This is a genomic window from Melioribacter sp. (genome assembly GCF_049325435.1).
Classification (GTDB): Bacteria; Bacteroidota; Ignavibacteria; order Ignavibacteriales; family Melioribacteraceae; genus Melioribacter; species Melioribacter roseus.
Genome location: NZ_JBMOLD010000001.1, coordinates 101,744 through 120,555, shown reverse-complemented (window position 1 = coordinate 120,555; position 18,812 = coordinate 101,744). Strand labels below are relative to the sequence as shown.

15 protein-coding genes are annotated in these 18,812 nt (G+C 43.4%); 8 read left to right on the top strand and 7 right to left on the bottom strand.

Features of this window, described 5'->3' with window-relative positions; all coding sequences use genetic code 11:
- Position 1 precedes the first annotated feature (1 nt).
- The 7 genes from citF to ACOYVE_RS00460 form a co-directional block, all read right to left on the bottom strand.
- Entirely contained in the window at positions 2 to 1,555 is a 1,554-nt protein-coding gene (gene citF / locus ACOYVE_RS00490; protein WP_422880482.1) for a citrate lyase subunit alpha, read from the bottom strand.
- Positions 1,556 to 1,563: 8 nt separating this feature from the next.
- Positions 1,564 to 2,763, bottom strand: a complete 1,200-nt coding sequence (locus tag ACOYVE_RS00485) for an aldolase/citrate lyase family protein (RefSeq protein WP_422880481.1) — start codon at positions 2,761 to 2,763, stop codon at positions 1,564 to 1,566.
- 4 nt (positions 2,764 to 2,767) lie between these two features.
- Positions 2,768 to 4,201, bottom strand: coding sequence for an MmgE/PrpD family protein (locus ACOYVE_RS00480; protein ID WP_422880480.1), 1,434 nt, complete (start codon positions 4,199 to 4,201; stop codon positions 2,768 to 2,770).
- 223 nt (positions 4,202 to 4,424) lie between these two features.
- Positions 4,425 to 6,407 carry a homoaconitase gene (lysF, locus tag ACOYVE_RS00475; protein WP_014856882.1) on the bottom strand — a complete coding sequence of 661 codons (1,983 nt, stop codon included), beginning with the start codon at positions 6,405 to 6,407 and terminating at the stop codon, positions 4,425 to 4,427.
- A gap of 64 nt (positions 6,408 to 6,471) precedes the next feature.
- Positions 6,472 to 7,008, bottom strand: coding sequence for an HD domain-containing protein (locus ACOYVE_RS00470; RefSeq protein WP_014856883.1), 537 nt, complete (start codon positions 7,006 to 7,008; stop codon positions 6,472 to 6,474).
- Between the two features lie 5 nt (positions 7,009 to 7,013).
- The gene (locus ACOYVE_RS00465) at positions 7,014 to 8,645 is read right to left on the bottom strand and encodes a carbon starvation CstA family protein (protein ID WP_014856884.1); all 1,632 of its coding nucleotides are present in this window, start codon (positions 8,643 to 8,645) and stop codon (positions 7,014 to 7,016) included.
- 51 nt (positions 8,646 to 8,696) lie between these two features.
- Positions 8,697 to 9,875, bottom strand: a complete 1,179-nt coding sequence (locus tag ACOYVE_RS00460) for an isocitrate/isopropylmalate dehydrogenase family protein (protein WP_014856885.1) — start codon at positions 9,873 to 9,875, stop codon at positions 8,697 to 8,699.
- Between the two features lie 145 nt (positions 9,876 to 10,020).
- On the opposite strand from ACOYVE_RS00460, the gene ACOYVE_RS00455 reads away from it, so the two are divergent.
- From ACOYVE_RS00455 to ACOYVE_RS00420, 8 genes are all read left to right on the top strand, one after another.
- Positions 10,021 to 10,740 (top strand): pyridoxine 5'-phosphate synthase, encoded by a 720-nt coding sequence (locus ACOYVE_RS00455; RefSeq protein ID WP_014856886.1) that lies wholly within the window; start codon positions 10,021 to 10,023, stop codon positions 10,738 to 10,740.
- Between the two features lie 17 nt (positions 10,741 to 10,757).
- Complete coding sequence (locus ACOYVE_RS00450; protein ID WP_014856887.1) at positions 10,758 to 11,531, top strand: TIGR02757 family protein; 774 nt, start codon at positions 10,758 to 10,760, stop codon at positions 11,529 to 11,531.
- A gap of 86 nt (positions 11,532 to 11,617) precedes the next feature.
- Positions 11,618 to 13,567, top strand: a complete 1,950-nt coding sequence (locus ACOYVE_RS00445) for an OPT family oligopeptide transporter (protein ID WP_014856888.1) — start codon at positions 11,618 to 11,620, stop codon at positions 13,565 to 13,567.
- 72 nt (positions 13,568 to 13,639) lie between these two features.
- The gene (locus tag ACOYVE_RS00440) at positions 13,640 to 14,014 is read left to right on the top strand and encodes a PqqD family protein (RefSeq protein ID WP_014856889.1); all 375 of its coding nucleotides are present in this window, start codon (positions 13,640 to 13,642) and stop codon (positions 14,012 to 14,014) included.
- Positions 14,011 to 15,471 (top strand): aminoacyl-histidine dipeptidase, encoded by a 1,461-nt coding sequence (locus ACOYVE_RS00435; protein WP_014856890.1) that lies wholly within the window; start codon positions 14,011 to 14,013, stop codon positions 15,469 to 15,471. Before ACOYVE_RS00440 ends, ACOYVE_RS00435 begins: the two co-directional genes overlap by 4 nt.
- A 78-nt stretch (positions 15,472 to 15,549) precedes the next feature.
- Complete coding sequence (locus ACOYVE_RS00430) at positions 15,550 to 16,884, top strand: MFS transporter (protein WP_014856891.1); 1,335 nt, start codon at positions 15,550 to 15,552, stop codon at positions 16,882 to 16,884.
- 60 nt (positions 16,885 to 16,944) lie between these two features.
- Positions 16,945 to 17,691: a hypothetical protein gene (locus ACOYVE_RS00425; protein ID WP_422880479.1), complete on the top strand. Its 747-nt coding sequence runs from the start codon at positions 16,945 to 16,947 to the stop codon at positions 17,689 to 17,691.
- A 9-nt stretch (positions 17,692 to 17,700) separates the two neighbouring features.
- Positions 17,701 to 18,663, top strand: coding sequence for an aminopeptidase (locus tag ACOYVE_RS00420; RefSeq protein ID WP_422880478.1), 963 nt, complete (start codon positions 17,701 to 17,703; stop codon positions 18,661 to 18,663).
- Positions 18,664 to 18,812 lie beyond the last annotated feature (149 nt).

Sequence of the window (18,812 nt, the reverse complement as noted above, 5' to 3'; positions counted from 1 at the left end):
ACTATTCCGCCGCCTTATAAACAGAGTCGAGTAAAGTTCCGTCGACCCATTTAACTACCGCGACAACTTTTCTTTTGTCTAATTTCGGTTTTGCCGGTCTGCCGCATATTTCATAAACTTCTTCTTGAATATCGGCAATCGACCGCAGCGGAAGAGAGCTTTTCTTAACTTTTTTAATCAAATCTTTTCTTGCCGGATTGACGGCAATTCCGCGTTCCGTAATTACTGCGTCAATCAAATCGCCGGGGCCGCAGAGCGTCGTTACCTCGTCTACGATTACGGGTATCCTGTCCCTGAATGAAGGAACTGCCAATATAGTGCAGCCGGCATAAAGACAATTTTGCCATCCGCCGATTCCGTGCAATAGCATCCCGTCCGAATGCGTCACTACGTTGGCGTTAAAATTCAGGTCGACTTCCGTGGCTCCTAACACAACAGCGTCGACCATCGAAGCAAAATTTCCCTTGCCATGAAAATTATAACTTGTAAAAGGGGAAGTCATAATGTGATTCGGATTTTCTCTCATTGAGCGAACGCCTTCCAGATCGAATGTCTGTCCGTCGAGGATATAGTCGGTTAAACCTTCTTCGAGCATTTCGACAAGATATTTTGTGGAGCCTCCTCTTACAAACCGGGCTTTAATATTTTTTTGTTTCATTTTTTCTTTGATAAATGGAATGAATGCCAGACTCGTGCCGCCGGCTCCGGCCTGGAACGAAAATCCGTCTTTTAAAATTCCGGCGGCGTCCATAAACTCCGCGACGTATTCGGCTATTAATAGCCGGTCGGGACTTTTTGTTATCTCTGTAGTTCCGCTTACGATTTTTGCCGGGTCGCCGATCGAATCGACTACTACCACACAATCGACATTATTGCCGGAAATTTGCCACGGCGCGCAGGGGAATTCAACCAAATTGTCGGTTACGATAATTACTTTGTCGGCGTAAATCGAGTCTGCCAGGGCAAATCCCAATCCTCCGCAAGCGGACTTACCGTATAATCCGTTGGCGTTGCCGAACTTGTCCGCCGAAGGCGCGGCGATTACCGCAATGTCGATATGAACTTCGCCGTCCTGAATTGCCTGGTATCTGCCTCCGTGCGAACGCAATACGCCCGTGCCTTTCATCTTTCCCATGCTCGCGTACTTGCCCAAAGGTCCGTTCAATGAGCCTTCAATGTGGTGAATAGTGCCGTCTTCGAGATATTTGATTAAATGTTCATGACAGGGGAATGACGCGCTCGGAAACCACCTTATATTTTTAATTCCCATTGAATGGATAACGTCGAATAAATAGTTGGTAACCATATCTCCGTTACGAAGATGATGGTGGGTTGAAATTGTCATTCCGTCTTTTAAGCCCGAAAGTTCCAGAGCCTTTTTCAAGTTTTTTACCAATTTATTTTCGGCTTCGGGAAAATCGACACAGGAAGGTATTGCCGGAGCGGCTTTTCTGCCTTTCGGTTTGTATTTGTCGACTCCTTTAAAAGGAATTTGTTTTATCCCGTTTACGTATAACGGAACCAATCTGCCTGCTTTGTTTTTTATCATTCTCATGGCTCTTTTCAATTTTGTTTTTCGGATTCAAGAATTTTCAACGCGCGTTTTACGACGGGAGGATCGATCATTTTACTCCCGATTGAAATGACGCTCTGGCTTTTTCTCCGGGCTTCGTTGAAAGCTTCCACAATCAATTTCGCCTTTTCGATTTCCGGGGGCGAAGGGGCGAATGCTTTATGCGTTATTTTTATTTGTCTGGGATGAATGCATCCCTTCCCTTCGAAACCGAGCGCTTTCGATTCCAGACAGCTTTTATAGAGTCCTTCCGTATTCCCGACGTCGGAATAAACCGAATCGATAGCTTGAACTCCCGCCGCTTTGGCTGCATTGACAATAACAGACCGGGCGTAAAAACTTTCGAGTCCGGCTTCAGTCCTCTGGACACCGATATCCGCAGTATAATCTTCCAGCCCGATTGTCAGGGCGCATATATTTTTAGAAGCCGTTGCAATTTCGTATGCATTCACAACGCCCAATGCGCTTTCGATAATCGGCATGAGATAAATGTCATAACGAATATTTTTTTCTTTTTTGACGGCGTTTATTACTTCGTTGACTTTAATGACGGTTTCTTTTGACTCGCATTTGGGAATAAGAATTACATGAACGTTATGAGGTACTATTGATTTCAAATCCTCAAAACCGAGAGGAAGTTGATTAATCCTTACCATTTTTTCGGTGCCGTAAAAATTAACGGCTCGTAACGCATTCCTGACCAAAATACGCGCCGAGTCTTTTTCGGAAGGATGTACGCTGTCCTCGAGATCGAGTATAATCCCGTCGGGTTTATGAAGACCGGCGTTTATATGGAACTTCGGTTCGTTGCCGGGAAGATAAAGCCGGCTTCGCCTTATTCTGTCTTTTGAGGTAGGAGTTATTAGTCCCTTTTTAATCGGAAGCAAAAATTCTTTGGTTTCATGCACGAAAATTCTTTTATAAGCCGTTTCGAATCGCGCCGCGATTGTGTAAGGCAGGGCTCCGTAATCTTCGATTTCAATTTCGGCGCCGGTTAATTCGTAAAACGACGAAATCGTGCGTATCAGTTTCTCTATTTCGTCGCCGTACAATTTGTCGACTTTGCTCTTCAGTTTAATCGTTAGTTTCTTTCCGCGTTTTAATTTTTTTATGGTAATGCGACAGTCAGAACGCGTCTTATCGGATTTAACTCCTGCCGAAGCTGCGTCGTTGATTATTTCCGCTTTCATATTCTCACGCAATTAATTTGTTCATGAATTCGGTCGCTTCCATAATATCGCAATTAAATACAATCTCTTTAATTTCTCTTTGTTTATTGGCGTCCAAAAGTTTCGAAGAAAGACTGTTGAATTTTGATTCCAATTCCTCGTCGGTCATCGGGTTGTTTGGATGACCTTTCGGATATTCGAGATATTCCGAATATTCTTTTCCGTCGGTTGTAATAATTTCGACTTTAGACGGTTGTTTTTCGGGAAACAATTTTTCGAATTCATACGAGGCAACGCCTTCTATCTTATCGATTACCGACCAGATACGCGGGTCTTTGAGTTTTTCTTCCGAGAATGAATCGGTTGTAATCTTTCTGTCGACTACAGCCGCGGCAATGCAATAGGGCAGTGAATGGTCGGCTGTTTCTCTCGATTTTGGTTTGTACTTTTGCGGATCGAACAGGATGTCGCAGACCCGCGCTATTGTAGTTATTATTATCTTTTCGATTTGATCCGGTTTGACGTCGTGCTTGTTTACCAGAGAAAGGACTGCTGAAATGTGGGTATGGGTTAACGCTTCCGTTGGAAAAGCTTTCATGCTGCATTCGAGTATTTTATAATTACTGCCGAGTTTGTTGAATAGCTTATCCAAATCCCAGCGCCACTCGCCGTACATTTCCAACCCCGGCACAATTATCGGTTTGCTCTGTCCGGATTTGTAATCCCAGCCCAATAAACAGTCGAAAAAGCCTTCCTTGCCTTCAAAAATAAATTCGGGACCCGTAAAGCCTTCTTTGGCGAGGAAAGACGAGATTACGCCGTTGTAGACCGCCATCGGATCGACCGTATTTTTCATCATCGAAAGTTGACCCGAAGCGGGGGCGCCGGAAGTAAAATTATGCGCGCCGTTAATGCCGATAGCGTTTACCATCTGCTCCACGCTCAAGTTAAGCAATTTTCCGGCAACTACGGGCGAAACAAACTGCGTTAGTGTAGCGTGGTGCCATTTACGTTCTCTTATGCCCGGCGCTGCAATTTCGCAAAGTCGTTGTTCGAATTCGTACCCCAGAACAATCGCAGTCAACACAGATTTCATATCGGCGTTTGAATATTCTCCTGCGGCTAAAGCTGCTGGAATTAAATCCGACGGATGAGACGGATCCTGCTTCCAATAGATGTCGTTAAAATCGAGCGAACGTATCATCTGCGAGTTTACAAAAGCGGCATGAGCAGCGGGTACTTTGTCTCCGAATCCAATAACCGTCGCTTCCTGTCTGCCGCCGATATTCCGGAAATAATTTCTGATGATGTTTACGTCTTTGGTTTCATATGCGCCGTAAGCGCATCCGATCGAATCGTACAAAAAACGCTTGGCTTCGTGAATAACTTCCCCCGGTATGTCTTCGTATTTTAAATCAAGTGCAAATTCGGAAATAATTCGTGAAACGGATTTTTCCATAACGAATTCCTTATACTATTTTTAAATGAGAGAGTTGTTATAGAGGAAGAGTGCCTATTTATTCTGCCAGTTGGTTTCGTACAATTTAGGGAAGTTGAGATATGGATAATAATTTTTGGAAGTTATTTTATTCACTTTGCGCATAATTACTTATGCCTTTAGTTGCCATAAAATTAACGCTTTTATTTCTAAAAGAAAAGCGCTAAACGATAATTCGATTAAATTAATTTCCCAGGTTCTTCTTTATCCAGTTTTCAAGTCCTCCCGGAACAATCAATTCCTGAGCGGGAATGCCGACCGGAGAAATAGTATAGATTTTATCGTCGGCAATTAATTTGGAATTTACAAAATCGACTGTGGCGACAATTTCTGTTTTGATTGTATTTTTTTTGCTGCTTCCAAACATTTTTTTCAAATCGGTTACCAGTTGAGGACATTCGATTGCCAGGAAGCCGTTGTTGATGGCGTTGCGTTTATACGTCTCGCTGAAAGAGCCTGCTATTACGAGTTGAATGCCTTTGTATTTGAGCGCTGTAGCCGCCTGTTCTCTCGAACTGCCCGTTCCAAAATTAAATCCTCCGACGAGTATATCGCCTTCCTGCGCAATATTTCTGAATTCGGGGTCGTAATTTTCCATAACAACGTTAGCCTGATCCTGAGGAGTCATATCGTCGTTGTAAGTGTATTTGCCCGGATAAATACCGTCTGTGTTTAAGTTATCCTGAGGGCAGAAGATAATTTCTCCTTTTATTTCGGTGGGAAACCCTTCAATAATATCGACCTGTCGAGTTTGCGTTTCGGATTTAGAATTTATTTTTATCGAACCCGCAATCGAATTTTTGTTTTCTGAAATGTCGTAGTTGATATATCCGCTGACTGCTGAATAGGCAACTACGGCGGGCGAAGCCAGATATGCAAAAGCATTTGGCGAACCCATTCTGCCTTTGAAATTTCTGTTGGTTGCCGAGATGCCTACCTCGCCGTCTTCAAGCAATCCCGCTCCCAATCCGATGCAGGGACCGCAACCAGGAGGAAGCGGAATGGCGCCGGCTTCGATTAAATCTTGCCAGTAGCCCCGAGCCTCGCTCTCTTTTTGAACTTCGCTGGAAGCCGCCGCAATATAAAATTTTACATGCGGAGCTATCTTTTTCCCTTTTACTATTTTGGCCGCCTGTTCTATGTCTTCTAGTCTTGAATTGACGCATGACACGAGATAAGCTTTATCAATTTTTACTTTCTTTTTCGTCAGCTCTGATACGAGGGCGTATTTCTTTACGCTGTTCGGTCCCGACACGACGGGCTCAATCGAAGATAAGTCTATTGTAAGTTCTTTTGCGTAAAATGCGTCGGTGTCCGGTTTGAGATTATTCAGGTTTTCTTTTAGTTCATTCAATCTTTCTCTGTTCAATCTGGGATTTTTGCCGTTGCCGTCGGCATCCGAAGGCACGCCTTCGGGACCTCTCTTTTCGATATAATCGATTCTTCTTTCAATCCATTCGAGAGTTATATCGTCGACAGGGAAGAGTCCTGCGACAGCGCCCCATTCGGTAGTCATATTCGCAATCGAAAGTCTCTGGTCTACCGACAGGCAGTTTATACCGTCGCCCGAAAATTCAACCGCGCAATTCAATACTTCGTCGTTATTGAAATAACCGCAGAGAGCGATAATAACGTCTTTACCTGTAACCCCTTCGGATAAACTCCCCGTTAATACGACTTTGACAGTTTGTGGAACCTGCCACCATGTTTTTCCGGTTGCCCAGATCGATGCGGCGTCGGTTCTCACAATCGGAGTGCCGAGACATCCGATACCGCCGTACATATTCGAATGACTGTCGGAGGCAACCACCATGGAACCCGGGAACGCGTATCCTTCTTCTACCATAATCTGATGTCCTATGCCTCGCCCTGCGGGATAGAAGTCCGCTCCCATTTCCTTGGCAAATTCTTCGATGCGTTTGTATTTATTCAGATTCTTTTCGTCTTTGTTTTGAATATCGTGGTCGAGCGTTATTACTACCTGTCGGGGATTGGCAAGTTTTGTTGCTCCGATCGATTTGAATTTCGGAATAACCGCACCGGTATTATCGTGAGTCATCACGTATGCCGGTCGTATAGTAATGTAGTCGCCGGCGCTAATTTCCTGATTCGGCTTCAATCCGATTGCATGTTTCTGTGCGATTTTTTCGACTAAAGTTTGGGGCATTCTCTACTCCGGAAAATTATGTTTGGCAATACAAATATATCTATTCTCGGCAAATAATAACTTTTCAATTCTTAAACGGCTCGAAAGATACGAAATCGGCATGATGCACAATTATCGCTTCTACGGATCTTTTTCCCAGATCGCCTTCTTTGGAATGATAAGCTATTATGTGGAGAACTTCAGGAGGCAGTCCGAACCTGTCGGCAATCGCAACGCCGCTGAAAGGATGGCGCAGCAGACTTCCGGCTTTGCTCGTTCCGAGTTTGCCGTCCTTTTTCGTATATTCGAATAATTTCCCTACGTCGATTAAAATTGCTCCGGCAATCAAGATGTCCATGTCGATATTGACCTCATTTCCGAAATTCTTTTGCATTCTTTTGGCAATGTCGACGGCAAGCTGCACGCACGTTCTTTTGTGATTAATGAAGGAAATATTGCAGTCTTTTATTAAAAGCGAAAACGGAATTTCGTATAAATCCCGCGCTGTTAACTCTGAATTTTCCACAGCATATTTCCAGCATTCGATCACTTTCTCTTTGAGCGAAGGATCGTTAATTAAGTTTACTTCGGGCCATAAAAGAATTATTTCGTCTTTGCTCATATCATTTATTTTGATGTTGAAGGTTCGGTATTGGTCCTGAGTACGGTAAAAGCCTGCCATGCCAGCATTACAGCCAAGACAAAAAGAAATATCGATACGATTGAAAGCAAATAGTTGTTGATTAGGAAATTATTATAAAAGAGCATGGCAAGAGCCGATAAAGTAACGGCAAACATGAATAACATCGGGATGAGAGTGAAGTAATAATTTATCTTAAGATTAATTACCCAGACCGTTATAGCCAGAAGCGCTATGGCTGCGAGAAGTTGATTGGCGCTGCCGAATACCGGCCAGATAGTCATACTCTGACCGCTCATTGTTAGAAGTCCGCCGGCTATGACGGTAATGAAAGTGGCAAAATATCTGTTGGATGTAATTCCGCTTTTTTCAGTCTGTTGCCGGGTTTCAAAAAATTCCTGGAAGGTATAACGGGCTAATCTGGTCGCCGTGTCGAGGGAAGTAAGAGCAAATGCGGCTACGGCGAGCGCGGCAAAACTCGATGCGTGCGATTTATCGATACCAAGCAGAGGGATATTATTTATGAAAGTTGCTATGCCGGTTGAAAAAGCCGTAACCGCGCCTTTCTCGTTTAATAACTGAATAAAATGAGCTTGATCTAATGAAGCTACGGATAATAATGCCAGTACAGCAAGAACTCCTTCGATGAGCATGCCGCCGTAACCGATCAGTTTTGCGTCGGTCTCTTTGTCGAGCTGTTTAGCCGTCGTACCGCTGCTTACGATCGAATGAAAACCGCTTATTGCGCCGCACGCCACCGTTACGAAAAGGGCGGGGAAAAGATATCCGATTTTATTGATGTTGAAATTGGTAACCGGGGCAAGATGAACTTCGGGCATTGTAAAAAACAAACCGGCTATTCCTCCCAGCATCAAAGCATAAAGCAAGAACGAATTCAAATAATCGCGCGGCTGCAATAATATCCATACCGGTGTTACCGAGGCGAAAAAGATGTAAACTAATAAAATTACTATCCAGGCCTGTTTGCTCAAAAGCAATGGAAACTGATTGCCGAAATAAATTGCCAGCGCCAATAAGACAATTCCTACCGCTGAAGATATAAGAAGCGGAATTTTTTTGCGATATGATAATAGTCCGAACGCGATTGCAATAACAATAAATAAGATGGATGCGGTGCCTGCGGAAGGAATGCTGTTGAATGTATTCGATACGATTATTGTAAAAACTGCGATAACGAGAATAAGCGTAGACCATGTAAAAATGAGAAACAATTTTTTGCCGTTCAGACCGATATAATTTTCAATTACTTGTCCGATGGTTTTGCCTTTATGGCGTATCGAAGCAATCAAAGCCGTGTAATCGTGAACGCCGCCGATAAAAGTTGAGCCTATCAGAATCCATGCATAAACGGGCGCCCAGCCGAAGCTGGCGGCGATTATTGGACCTACGATCGGACCGGCTCCGGCTATGGAGGCGAAATGATGCCCCAGCAGTACAGGCGGCTTTGCGGGAACATAGTCGACCCCGTCGTACATTTCATGCGAAGGAGTGGTATGATTCCCGTCAATCGAAAATTTATTCGAAATAAAATTCCCGTAGATACGGTATGCCGAAATAAACAGAATTATGGCAAATACTACTAAAATGATGCCGCTCATAGCATACCCAAAATTAAAAATGGCAGTTAATGTCCTAAATTACAAAAAATATTATAGTTTCGAAATTACCGCGTCTGTCATTTGTTGTGTAGTTGCCGCTCCAAGTTCAATAACGTCCGGACCGCCTTTGAGCTTAAGCATATCGTAAGTTCTTACTTTGCCTTCTTCGATTACTTTCGCTATTGCTTTTTTAATTTTGTCGGCAATGTCGTTTTCGCCGATGTGTTCGAGCATCATTATGGCGCTCATAAACATGGCAATCGGATTTACTATCGAAGGTTTTAACTTTTCGTATTTGGGAGCCGAGCCGTGAGTCGGTTCGAATACGGCAACTTCTTCGCCTATATTGGCGCTGCAAGCAAATCCGAGTCCGCCGATAAGTCCGGCAAAACCGTCGCTAATAATGTCTCCGAACATATTTTCAGCTACAATAACTCCGTAATCTTCGGGATTTTTTGTAAGCCACATCATTTGCGCGTCGATGTTTGTGTCCCACAATTGAATCTCCGGATATTCTTTCGAAATTTCGCGAGCAATTTTAAGCATCATGCCGGAAGTTTCGCGAAGCACATTCGGTTTTTCGCATAATGTAACGCTCTTGTAATTATACTTCCTTGCATATTCGAAAGCAGACCTAATAATTCTTTCGCTCGCTTTTTTGGTTACAATCCTCGTGGAAATTGCAAGCTCTTCGCCCGGAACGTTCGCAAAAGCTTTCATCTTGGGATGCGTTTCAAGGGCTTTTCTTACAACTTCAGGCGGATTTGTCCATTCGACTCCCGCATAAAGACCTTCGGTGTTTTGCCGGAATATAACTGCATTGACGAACGGTTCTTCGTAAGAGCCGTCAATTTTTTTGCGGATAAAATTTAACGGATTGCCTTTGAAAGAAATACAAGGACGAATACAGATATCGAGATTGAAGTGTTGCCTGAGCGCAACGATAGGGGAAAAGTAGACATAACCTTTGTCGCGCAATTCTGGTTTCAATTCTTCGGCGGCTTTATCTTTCGGTTTGCTCGTTATCGCTCCGAAAAGAGCAATCTTGTGTTTTTCGATTAAGTCGATTGTCCTTTGCGGCAAAGGATTTCCTTCGTTACGCCAAAATTCCCAACCGATATCGCCCCAAACATATTCCGCGATAAATCCGGCTGCATTTAATAATCTAATTGCTTCAGGAAGAACTACTTTTCCAATTCCATCCCCCGGTAGCGCTACGATTGTTCTCATGATTTCTCCCAGTGTATTGAAATTTTATATTTCAACTTAGAGAACATAATATTTATAGGCAACACTTTTAGTCGAAATAAGATGATTCCTCTTTATCTTTAAATAGTTTTTTTTAATTTTGACAAGACAAAAAAAGGGACATGATATGAAGTTTAGCGTTAATATAGATCATATTGCAACGCTCCGAAATGCACGAGCCGAATTTCAACCCGACCCGGTGGCTTTTGCGCTGATGGCTGAACTCTTCGGCGTTGACGGTATTGTTGTGCACCTGAGAGAGGACAGGCGTCATATAAATGAACGCGATGTACGACTTTTACGAGAACTAATTACGACAAAACTCGACCTCGAAATGGCTGCGGTCGACGAAATAATAGAGATTGCCTGCGATGTAAAACCGGAACTTGCCACTATCGTTCCGGAAAAAAGACAGGAACTAACGACCGAGGGCGGAATAAACGTTATCGACAATATCGGGTTGTTGAGCGATACTATAAAACGCCTTCATGCAGCGGGAATTGACGTATCGCTTTTCGTCGAGCCCGACGTCGACCAGATAAACGCGGCTGCCGAAATCAATGCCGATTATATCGAAATTCATACGGGCAAATATGCCAATTCTCCCTCGGAAGAAGAAAGATTCGACGAACTCGATAAAATCCGACTGGCTGCAAAGCACGCTAAAAAATTGGGACTTGGCGTTAATGCCGGTCACGGTTTGAATTACGTCAATATGAAAGAATTCGTAGCAATCAAAGATATCGACGAAGTAAGTATCGGTCATGCAGTAATAGCGCGCTCGGTGTTTGTCGGCGTTGAAAAAGCAATTAAAGAAATGATCGATATTATCCGAAACGCTCAATAAAACGAACCGGATAAATTTTGGCTGATAATCTCAAGAAAAAATTAGACTGCCATTACAGACAGTTCAACAACAAGTCGATTGTACCCGATCCGGTTTTGTTCCCTCACAGGTATACCGATTACCGAGACATCGAGATATCGGCATTTATTTCGTCTTTGTTTGCTTACGGCAATATTTCACAAATACTTAAAACGCTCGACGAAATTCACTCGATTATGCAAAACAAACCGTACGAGTTTGCGCTTGATTTTTCCTGGAATACAAAAGTATTCGATAAATTGAAATACCGTTTTTACACTTCGCACGATATTAAACTTCTTTTTTACTCGCTCAACAGAATTTACACACAGTACGGCTCTTTAAAATATTTATTCCTGCTTTATCACTTCGAAAAAGAAGAAAATTTGAAATCGTCAATCTCTTTTTTCGTAAAAAACATAACCGATATAATGAGCAAAAAAGGGAAAGCAACGGGGGGAATAAAATTTATGCTGCCCGACCCGATGAAAAACAGCGCATGCAAGAGAATGAATCTGTTTTTAAGGTGGATGGTCAGAAAAGACAATATCGATTTCGGGCTATGGCATGAGATCGGAACGGATAAACTCGTAATTCCCGTCGATACTCATGTGGCAAAAATAAGCAAAAGACTTGGGTTGACTAGCGGAAAAATAATCAATTGGAAAATGGCCGAAGAGATAACTGGAAATCTGAAAAAATTCAATCCGTCCGATCCGGTTAAATACGACTTCGCAATTTGTCATATCGGTATGAATAAGATGAATATCTGAATATAAAATGTTTGCTCGTCTATTATATCAATGTTATATTAGTCGAACGATTATCAAATTATTAATACCATAAACAGGAGAACGGCATGTCGGAACAAAAACGATTTGTCCCTTTCGTTTCGCCGGAAACAAATATGGCGGAATTTACGGCGCGGGCTCTGATTATCGGATTGCTTATGGCAGTTGTGCTCGGAGCCGCAAATGCATATTTGGGTCTTAAAGCCGGTATGACAATAGCTGCCACCTATCCGGCGGCGGTAATAGGGATGGCTCTGCTGAAATTAATGAAAGGCACAATACTCGAAGAGAATTTTGCCCGTACAGTCGGTTCGATCGGAGAATCGATAGCTGCGGGAGCTATTTTCACATTGCCCGCTTTTTTTATAGCGGGAATTTGGGATCCTTTTTTTACTCCGGGTAATTATGCAATTTCAACGGCAATAATGGTTGCCGGCGGTATACTCGGTATTATGTTTGTAGCTCTATTACGCCGGGTTATGGTGGAAGATGTTGAACTTCCTTTCCCGGAATCGGTTGCAGCTGCGGAAATTCATAAAGCCGGTCGTAACGGCACGGCAGGCTCGAAATATTTATTCAGCGCTATGGGTATAGGCGCAGTTATCCAGATGCTCGGGAAATTCAAATTGTTCGCTTTTTCTTACGATAAAGTTTTACACTTCGGCAAAGGAAGCATTCTTTTCCGTTCGCCTGAGGTAAGTCCTGCATATATGGGAGTGGGATATATCATCGGTCCCCGCCTCGCCGCATTGAACTTCAGCGGAGGCGTAATTGCCTGGGGTCTGCTCGCCCCGATTATCGCTTATTTCAAGTATACAGCCGCCGGCGATACTTCAATGGACACTACTGATATGCTTGTGCAGGTATGGAAAGATTACGTGCGTCCCATTGCAATAGGAGGCATGCTCGTGGGCGCAGCATATACATTATGGAAAATGAGAAACAGTCTTATTACCGGTATCGGCAGGTCGGTTAGCGACGTTAAAAAAGCGGCTACAGGCGAAGTGACCGAAATCCGTACCGAAAAAGACCTCAGTTTTACTACAATACTCGGCGGTATCGGCTTGACCGCAGTCGCCACGTTTTTCATCTATAATTATTTTGCTCAGGACATTTTCGCCGCATTAGTAGCGACTGTTGTAATGATAATTGCAGGGTTCTTTTTTGCCGCTGTATCGGGTTATCTTGTCGGCATTATCGGCTCGAGCAACAATCCTATAAGCGGTTTGACATTGTCTACTCTGGTTGTAGCGGCTGTATTAATGGTTGCATTGGGAATGAAAGGAACTCAGGGCGTTGCCGCTGTTCTCGGCGTGGCTGCCGTAGTCTGCGTCTCGGCGGCTGTGGCTGGCGAAATGCTTCAGGACCTGAAAGCCGGTCATATCCTCGGAGGTACTCCCTGGAAAATGCAGCTCGGCGATATTATCGGAGTTATTATTGCATCTGCTGTTATGTTTATACCTCTTTTTATTCTGCACGAAGGCGATATCAAATCGGGCGGAATGGGATTCGGCGGCGACGCTCTGCCGGCTCCGCAGGCAAGTTTGATGGCTATTCTGTCGAATGGTATCGTTGCGGGTCAAATGGAATGGATCTTGATCTTCACGGGAATGCTGATGGGCGTCGGGTTTATTATGATGAACGTTAAAAGTCCAATGCTTGTAAGCGTCGGTATGTATCTCCCGCTGGGTACCACATTCGCAATTTTTGTGGGCGGCCTTATTAAAGGAATAGTCGAAAGAATTTCTGCTAAACATAATTTCAACGACGCGCAAAAATCGAGAGTCGAAAATGTAGGAATATTGCTTGCCGCAGGTTTGATTGCGGGCGAAGCGCTGATTGGATTGCTCTTTGCGGGCTTCGCGTTCTGGGAAGTGCCGCTCCTGGAAATCTTCAAAGAGCCTACATTCATTATCAGTCTGGCTGTATTGTTGTTTATTGCCTATTTACTTGTAAGAATTCCTATTAAGAATGCGGGCAAGCCGGAAGACCCGGCCTCTCCTTCGGTTCCGGTTTAATGATTCAATAAAACAATAAGAGCTGCTCCTTTTCGAAAGGGGCAGCCTTTCTTTTATATTCTGCGGGATGTTATGGATTTTTTAAGAAGAAGAAAAATATTAAAAGACAAAAATTATCTCGATCTTACGCCGGTCAGAAAGGTCGAATACGAGCAAGAGGGTAATCTGGTTACTTTATTGATTCCCAAATTTACAAGCGCGTTTGCGGTTAAATTTATTGTACCGAGGATGAAATCCAGATATATTAAACTGAAGCTCGACGAACTCGGCTCGGCTTCGTGGCTCGAAATCGACGACAATACAAATGTGCGCGAATTGTGTAATCGACTCCGAAATAAACTCGGCGATAAAATCGAGCCGGTTGAAGAACGTTTGACCCGGTTTCTGACTCGTTTGTATATGGAAAAAATTATTTCTTTTAAGGAAATAGAAGGAGAAAAATTATGAGCAACACACTCGGTAATCTTAAACCCGAATTGTTATGGAAACATTTCGAAGAAATTTGCATGAGACCGCATCCGTCGAGGAACGAAAAGCTGGTATCAGAATATATTATAGATTTTGCCAAGAAAAACTCGCTCGACTACAGCGTCGACGGATTCGGAAATATTGTAGTTAGAAAACCCGCCACTCCAGGAAAAGAAAATTTAATGACGGTAGCATTTCAGGGACATCTCGATATGGTGCCCGAAAAAAACAACGACGTCAAACACAACTTCGACAAAGACCCGATTCAAGCTTATGTAGACGGCGATTGGGTAAAAGCCAAAGGCACTACGCTCGGTTCCGATAACGGTATCGGCGTAGCTGCGGCTCTGGCAATTCTGGAATCGAAAGATCTGGAACACGGTCCGATCGAAGCTCTTTTTACGCTCGACGAGGAAACCGGATTAAACGGCGCTCAGGCTCTGCAACCGGGTTTCCTGAAAGCAGACATTATGATTAATCTCGATTCGGAAGAAGACGGCGCATTTTATATCGGCTGCGCCGGAGGACAAAATACGTTTGCCGAATTCAAAATTAAAACAACCCCGTATAAAGAAAATACCGTACCCCTCGAAGTTTCGATAACCGGACTAAAAGGAGGACATTCGGGACTCGATATTGCCAGCGGTCGGGGAAATGCAATTAAATTGATGGCCCGTTTGCTCTATAATCTGAATGAAAAATTCGGCGTTACATTGTCGAAGATCAACGGCGGAAGCAAGCATAATGCCATACCGAGAGAAGCTTTCGCTTTAATCAGAATACCGAAGAAAAATTACCTCGAAGTTCTCGATACAGTCTCGAAATTCGAATCGGCGATTCAGGCGGAACTGGCTACGGTCGAACCTTCTTTGCAGGTGATTGCCAAAAAAGTACAGTCGCGGGCGAAAGTAATCGACAAAGCCACATCCGATAAAATTATTGCGTCTCTCTTTGGAATTCAAAACGGCGTTATTAAAATGAGCGCAGATATCGAAGGATTGGTCGAAACCTCTTCCAACCTTGCCGTTGTTGTAACCAAACAAAACAGCGTCGAAGTAATCACAAGTCAAAGAAGCTCGGTCGAATCCGAAAAGTACGAAATTTCGAACGCTATTGCCGCCGTATTCAAATTGGCAAAAGCAAAAGTGAATTTCGGGGAAGGCTATCCCGGATGGAAACCCGATATCAATTCTCCCATTTTAAAAATTATGAAAGGAGTTTACAAACACATGTTCGGAGCCGAACCCGAAATTAAAGCTATTCACGCTGGACTGGAATGCGGCATTATCAAAGAAAAATTTCCGCATATCGACATGATATCGTTGGGACCGACTATACAGGGAGCTCATTCGCCCGACGAAAAAGTGCAAATAAGTACGGTACAAAAGTTCTGGGATATTCTGGTGAATACTCTTAAAGCCATCCCTTCAAAATAATTGTTTGAGCCGTATGGGAAGCCCGGAATTCGAAGAGCTTCCCATGCGATATATTTTTGAATAATCGGGTTTTTGTATATGAACAATACGATTAAAAAACCTCAACCGACATTCCTGTTCAGATGGACTATTTTGCTTTTAATCAGCCTGGCGATGTTCGGCAATTACTATATCTACGACAGCATAAGTCCTCTGGCAGATTTGCTGGTAAAACAACTCAAATTTACCGATTCGGATATCGGACTTCTGCAGGGAATCTACAGTTTCCCGAACATTATCATGGTGCTCATCGGCGGTATTATTATCGATAAAATTGGCACCAGAATTTCTGTTCTCATTTTTACTGCGCTTGTAATGATCGGTTCCGTTGTCACCGCTTTGACAGGCAATCTTTACATTATGGCGCTCGGCAGGTTGATATTCGGACTCGGAGCCGAATCGATGATTGTCGCCATTACTACAATAATTGCACGTTGGTTTAAAGGCAAGGAATTATCGCTGGCTTTCGGATTGAATCTAACCGTAGCGCGCCTGGGTTCGTTTCTGGCTCTTAATTCGCCCACATGGGGAAAAAGTTTTTACGAGTACTGGCAGTCGCCGCTTCTGATTACGGTAGCGGCGGGAGTTTTTGCCGTTATAGCAATTGGACTCTATTATATTCTCGATATGATCGGCTCGCGGAAATTCGAACTTCCCGCCGAAGGTCAGCAGGAAAAAGTCGTTCTGAAAGAAGTCTTCACTTTTCCGAAAGCTTTCTGGTATATTACCGCGCTTTGCGTAACATTCTATTCGGCAATGTTTCCGTTCCAAACTTTTGCAATTAAATTTTTCCAGGATGCCCACGGAACTACGAGGGAGGTGGGAGGCAATCTTTCGAGTATATTGACGCTGGCTGCCATGATATTTACTCCTCTCTTCGGATTGCTTGCCGATAAAATCGGTAAACGTTCGTGGCTGATGATGTTCGGTTCTCTGCTGATTATTCCCGTCTATTTGATGATGGCTTATAAAGTCGGCAAGCCCGATGTAATGTCGGACAGCGATTTTATTCGTTTGACAATTTCATTTTTCGATATCGACGTGGCAATACCGATTTATCTGATTCTTCCGATGTCGATGATGGGCATTGCATTTTCGTTGGTTCCTGCTGTAATGTGGCCCTCGGTTGCATTGATTGTCGACAATGCTAAGCTGGGAACAGCTTACGGTTTAATGACGATGATTCAGAATATCGGTTTGTTTGCTTTTAATATTATTATCGGTTATGCAAACGACGTCTCGGGAGCCAGCGCTACGAATCCCGCGGGCTACAATGCGGGAATGTGGATTTTCTCGACGCTCGGATTTTTCGGACTTGTATTTGCGTATTTACTGAAAAAAAGTCAGCGGCAGCTCGACGCCAAACCCGAATAGTGTTTTATTTATGCGCTTTTTTAGTAAATTGTATGTGAATGTGAAAAAGTTATCGGATATATGAAACTAAAGTCTTTCATTATAATTATTGTCTTTACTCTCCCGGCAAGCGGCGTTAATGCTCAAACATTCGGATTCGGCTGCCTGGGCTTGAGCGGTTTCTACGCGGGTTTTACGCACCATTATTACGAAGCTCCGGCTCTAAACGAATTTGTGAACACATACAAAATAACCGCTGATCCCGCCGAAGGGCTTGTTCCGAATATCGATTTTAAGAGATCGACGGGCTACAGAATCGGCGCTAATATTTTCAGGGCGAGATTTTCCAGCATTTTTATCAGCACAAAAGGATATTATCAATTTCTTAAAGAAACGCACGAATACAAAATTAGCGTTTTGAATTCGGAACGTTACGAATTGTCGATGAATAATTGGGGAGTAGGACTGGACATCGGGATTCCGGTTTTTTCGTTTCTCGATTTGAAATTGGTGGAAGGGCATGTAAATTTTTATTCGCCCGAGTTTAAGATAAACCTCGTTGAACAAAACAGCGCAACCGTTGAACTCAATAAATTTACTTCTGACGAAACCAAAATCGGTTACTTTCTCGGTTCGGGATTGATAATCCATCTTATACCCGATTATATCAGTCTGGAAGCCACGGCGGGTTACAATTTTTGGGAATTGGAACAATTATACGACGGGGACAATAATTTATCGATTCCCGTAACCAACTCGACAAATGAAATAATTAACAAAAAAACTTTTTCCGCAACTCTTCAAATTAATGTGGGCTTTCCGCTCTGAGGAAATATTATGAAATTGACCAAACTCGACAAAGCATCAGTAATAGCCATACGCGATTGCATGGGCGCCAAACCGAAAGAATCGGTGTTGATTATAACCGACGAAAAGAAGAAAAAAATCGGATATTCTCTTTATCAAAATGCTTTGAGATTGGGGCATCGCTCGATTTATCTGGAAATGAAATCGGGCGAAATGCACGGAGAGGAACCGCCTGAGCAGGTCGCAGAAATGATGAAAATGTTCGACGTTGTATTATGCCCGACGGATAAGTCTTTGACCCATACAAACGCCAGACGGGCGGCCTCGGCAAAAGGCGTTCGAATTGCGACATTTCCCGGCATTACCGAAGACGTAATGATTAGGGGACTGAGCGCCGATTACAAAAAAATAGCCGAGCTAACCATTAAACTTGCCAGAAAGCTGGACAAAGCCAAGAAAGTACGAGTTACGGCTCCAAACGGCACCGACATTTCTTTTGAAATCAAAGGGCGGAAAGCCATTGCCAGCAAAGGTTTGTTTCATAAAAAAGGCGAGGGCGGCAATCTGCCAACAGGCGAAGCTTTTATAGCCCCTCTGGAAGGAACCTCCAACGGCGTTTTTGTGGTTGACGGTTCGATGTCGGGAATTGGAGTCGTTAAAAATAAACCGATTAAAATCGAAGTAAAAGACGGCTTTGCTACAAAAATAACCGGCGGTTCGCAGGCTAAAAAGCTCGAGAAAATACTCGATAAATACGGAAAATTAGCCCGTAATATTGCCGAATTCGGAATCGGAACGAACGATAAAGTGAAATTGAGCGGAAATCTGCTCGAAGACGAAAAAGTCAAAGGCACCGTTCATATTGCGCTGGGCGACAATAAAACAATGGGCGGCAAAGTGAATGTCCCGATTCACCTCGACGGATTGATAAAAAAACCGACCGTATGGCTCGACGATAAGATTATAATGAAGGACGGGAAATTAATAATTTAAGCGATCAATCGGTATAACTTAATATTTTGAATGCAATTACGGCAATTGCCTAATAATCTCTCGCACTATCGGCGAACAATTTTTTAAATTTTTACTTTATAAAGCCCTCCGAAAATTGATTAACCGCGCCTAATTTCGTAAATTTGCAT

Excerpts from the sequence above, each read along its gene's own strand:
- ACOYVE_RS00420 (WP_422880478.1), top strand. The coding sequence starts at position 17,701 with ATGAAATTGACCAAACTCGACAAAGCATCAGTAATAGCCATACGCGAT.
- ACOYVE_RS00445 (WP_014856888.1), top strand. The coding sequence starts at position 11,618 with ATGTCGGAACAAAAACGATTTGTCCCTTTCGTTTCGCCGGAAACAAAT.
- ACOYVE_RS00425 (WP_422880479.1), top strand. The coding sequence starts at position 16,945 with ATGAAACTAAAGTCTTTCATTATAATTATTGTCTTTACTCTCCCGGCA.
- ACOYVE_RS00480 (WP_422880480.1), bottom strand. The coding sequence starts at position 4,201 with ATGGAAAAATCCGTTTCACGAATTATTTCCGAATTTGCACTTGATTTA.
- ACOYVE_RS00460 (WP_014856885.1), bottom strand. The coding sequence starts at position 9,875 with ATGAGAACAATCGTAGCGCTACCGGGGGATGGAATTGGAAAAGTAGTT.
- ACOYVE_RS00440 (WP_014856889.1), top strand. The coding sequence starts at position 13,640 with ATGGATTTTTTAAGAAGAAGAAAAATATTAAAAGACAAAAATTATCTC.
- ACOYVE_RS00430 (WP_014856891.1), top strand. The coding sequence starts at position 15,550 with ATGAACAATACGATTAAAAAACCTCAACCGACATTCCTGTTCAGATGG.
- ACOYVE_RS00465 (WP_014856884.1), bottom strand. The coding sequence starts at position 8,645 with ATGAGCGGCATCATTTTAGTAGTATTTGCCATAATTCTGTTTATTTCG.
- ACOYVE_RS00485 (WP_422880481.1), bottom strand. The coding sequence starts at position 2,763 with ATGAAAGCGGAAATAATCAACGACGCAGCTTCGGCAGGAGTTAAATCC.
- ACOYVE_RS00455 (WP_014856886.1), top strand. The coding sequence starts at position 10,021 with ATGAAGTTTAGCGTTAATATAGATCATATTGCAACGCTCCGAAATGCA.
- citF (WP_422880482.1), bottom strand. The coding sequence starts at position 1,555 with ATGAGAATGATAAAAAACAAAGCAGGCAGATTGGTTCCGTTATACGTA.
- lysF (WP_014856882.1), bottom strand. The coding sequence starts at position 6,407 with ATGCCCCAAACTTTAGTCGAAAAAATCGCACAGAAACATGCAATCGGA.
- ACOYVE_RS00470 (WP_014856883.1), bottom strand. The coding sequence starts at position 7,008 with ATGAGCAAAGACGAAATAATTCTTTTATGGCCCGAAGTAAACTTAATT.
- ACOYVE_RS00435 (WP_014856890.1), top strand. The coding sequence starts at position 14,011 with ATGAGCAACACACTCGGTAATCTTAAACCCGAATTGTTATGGAAACAT.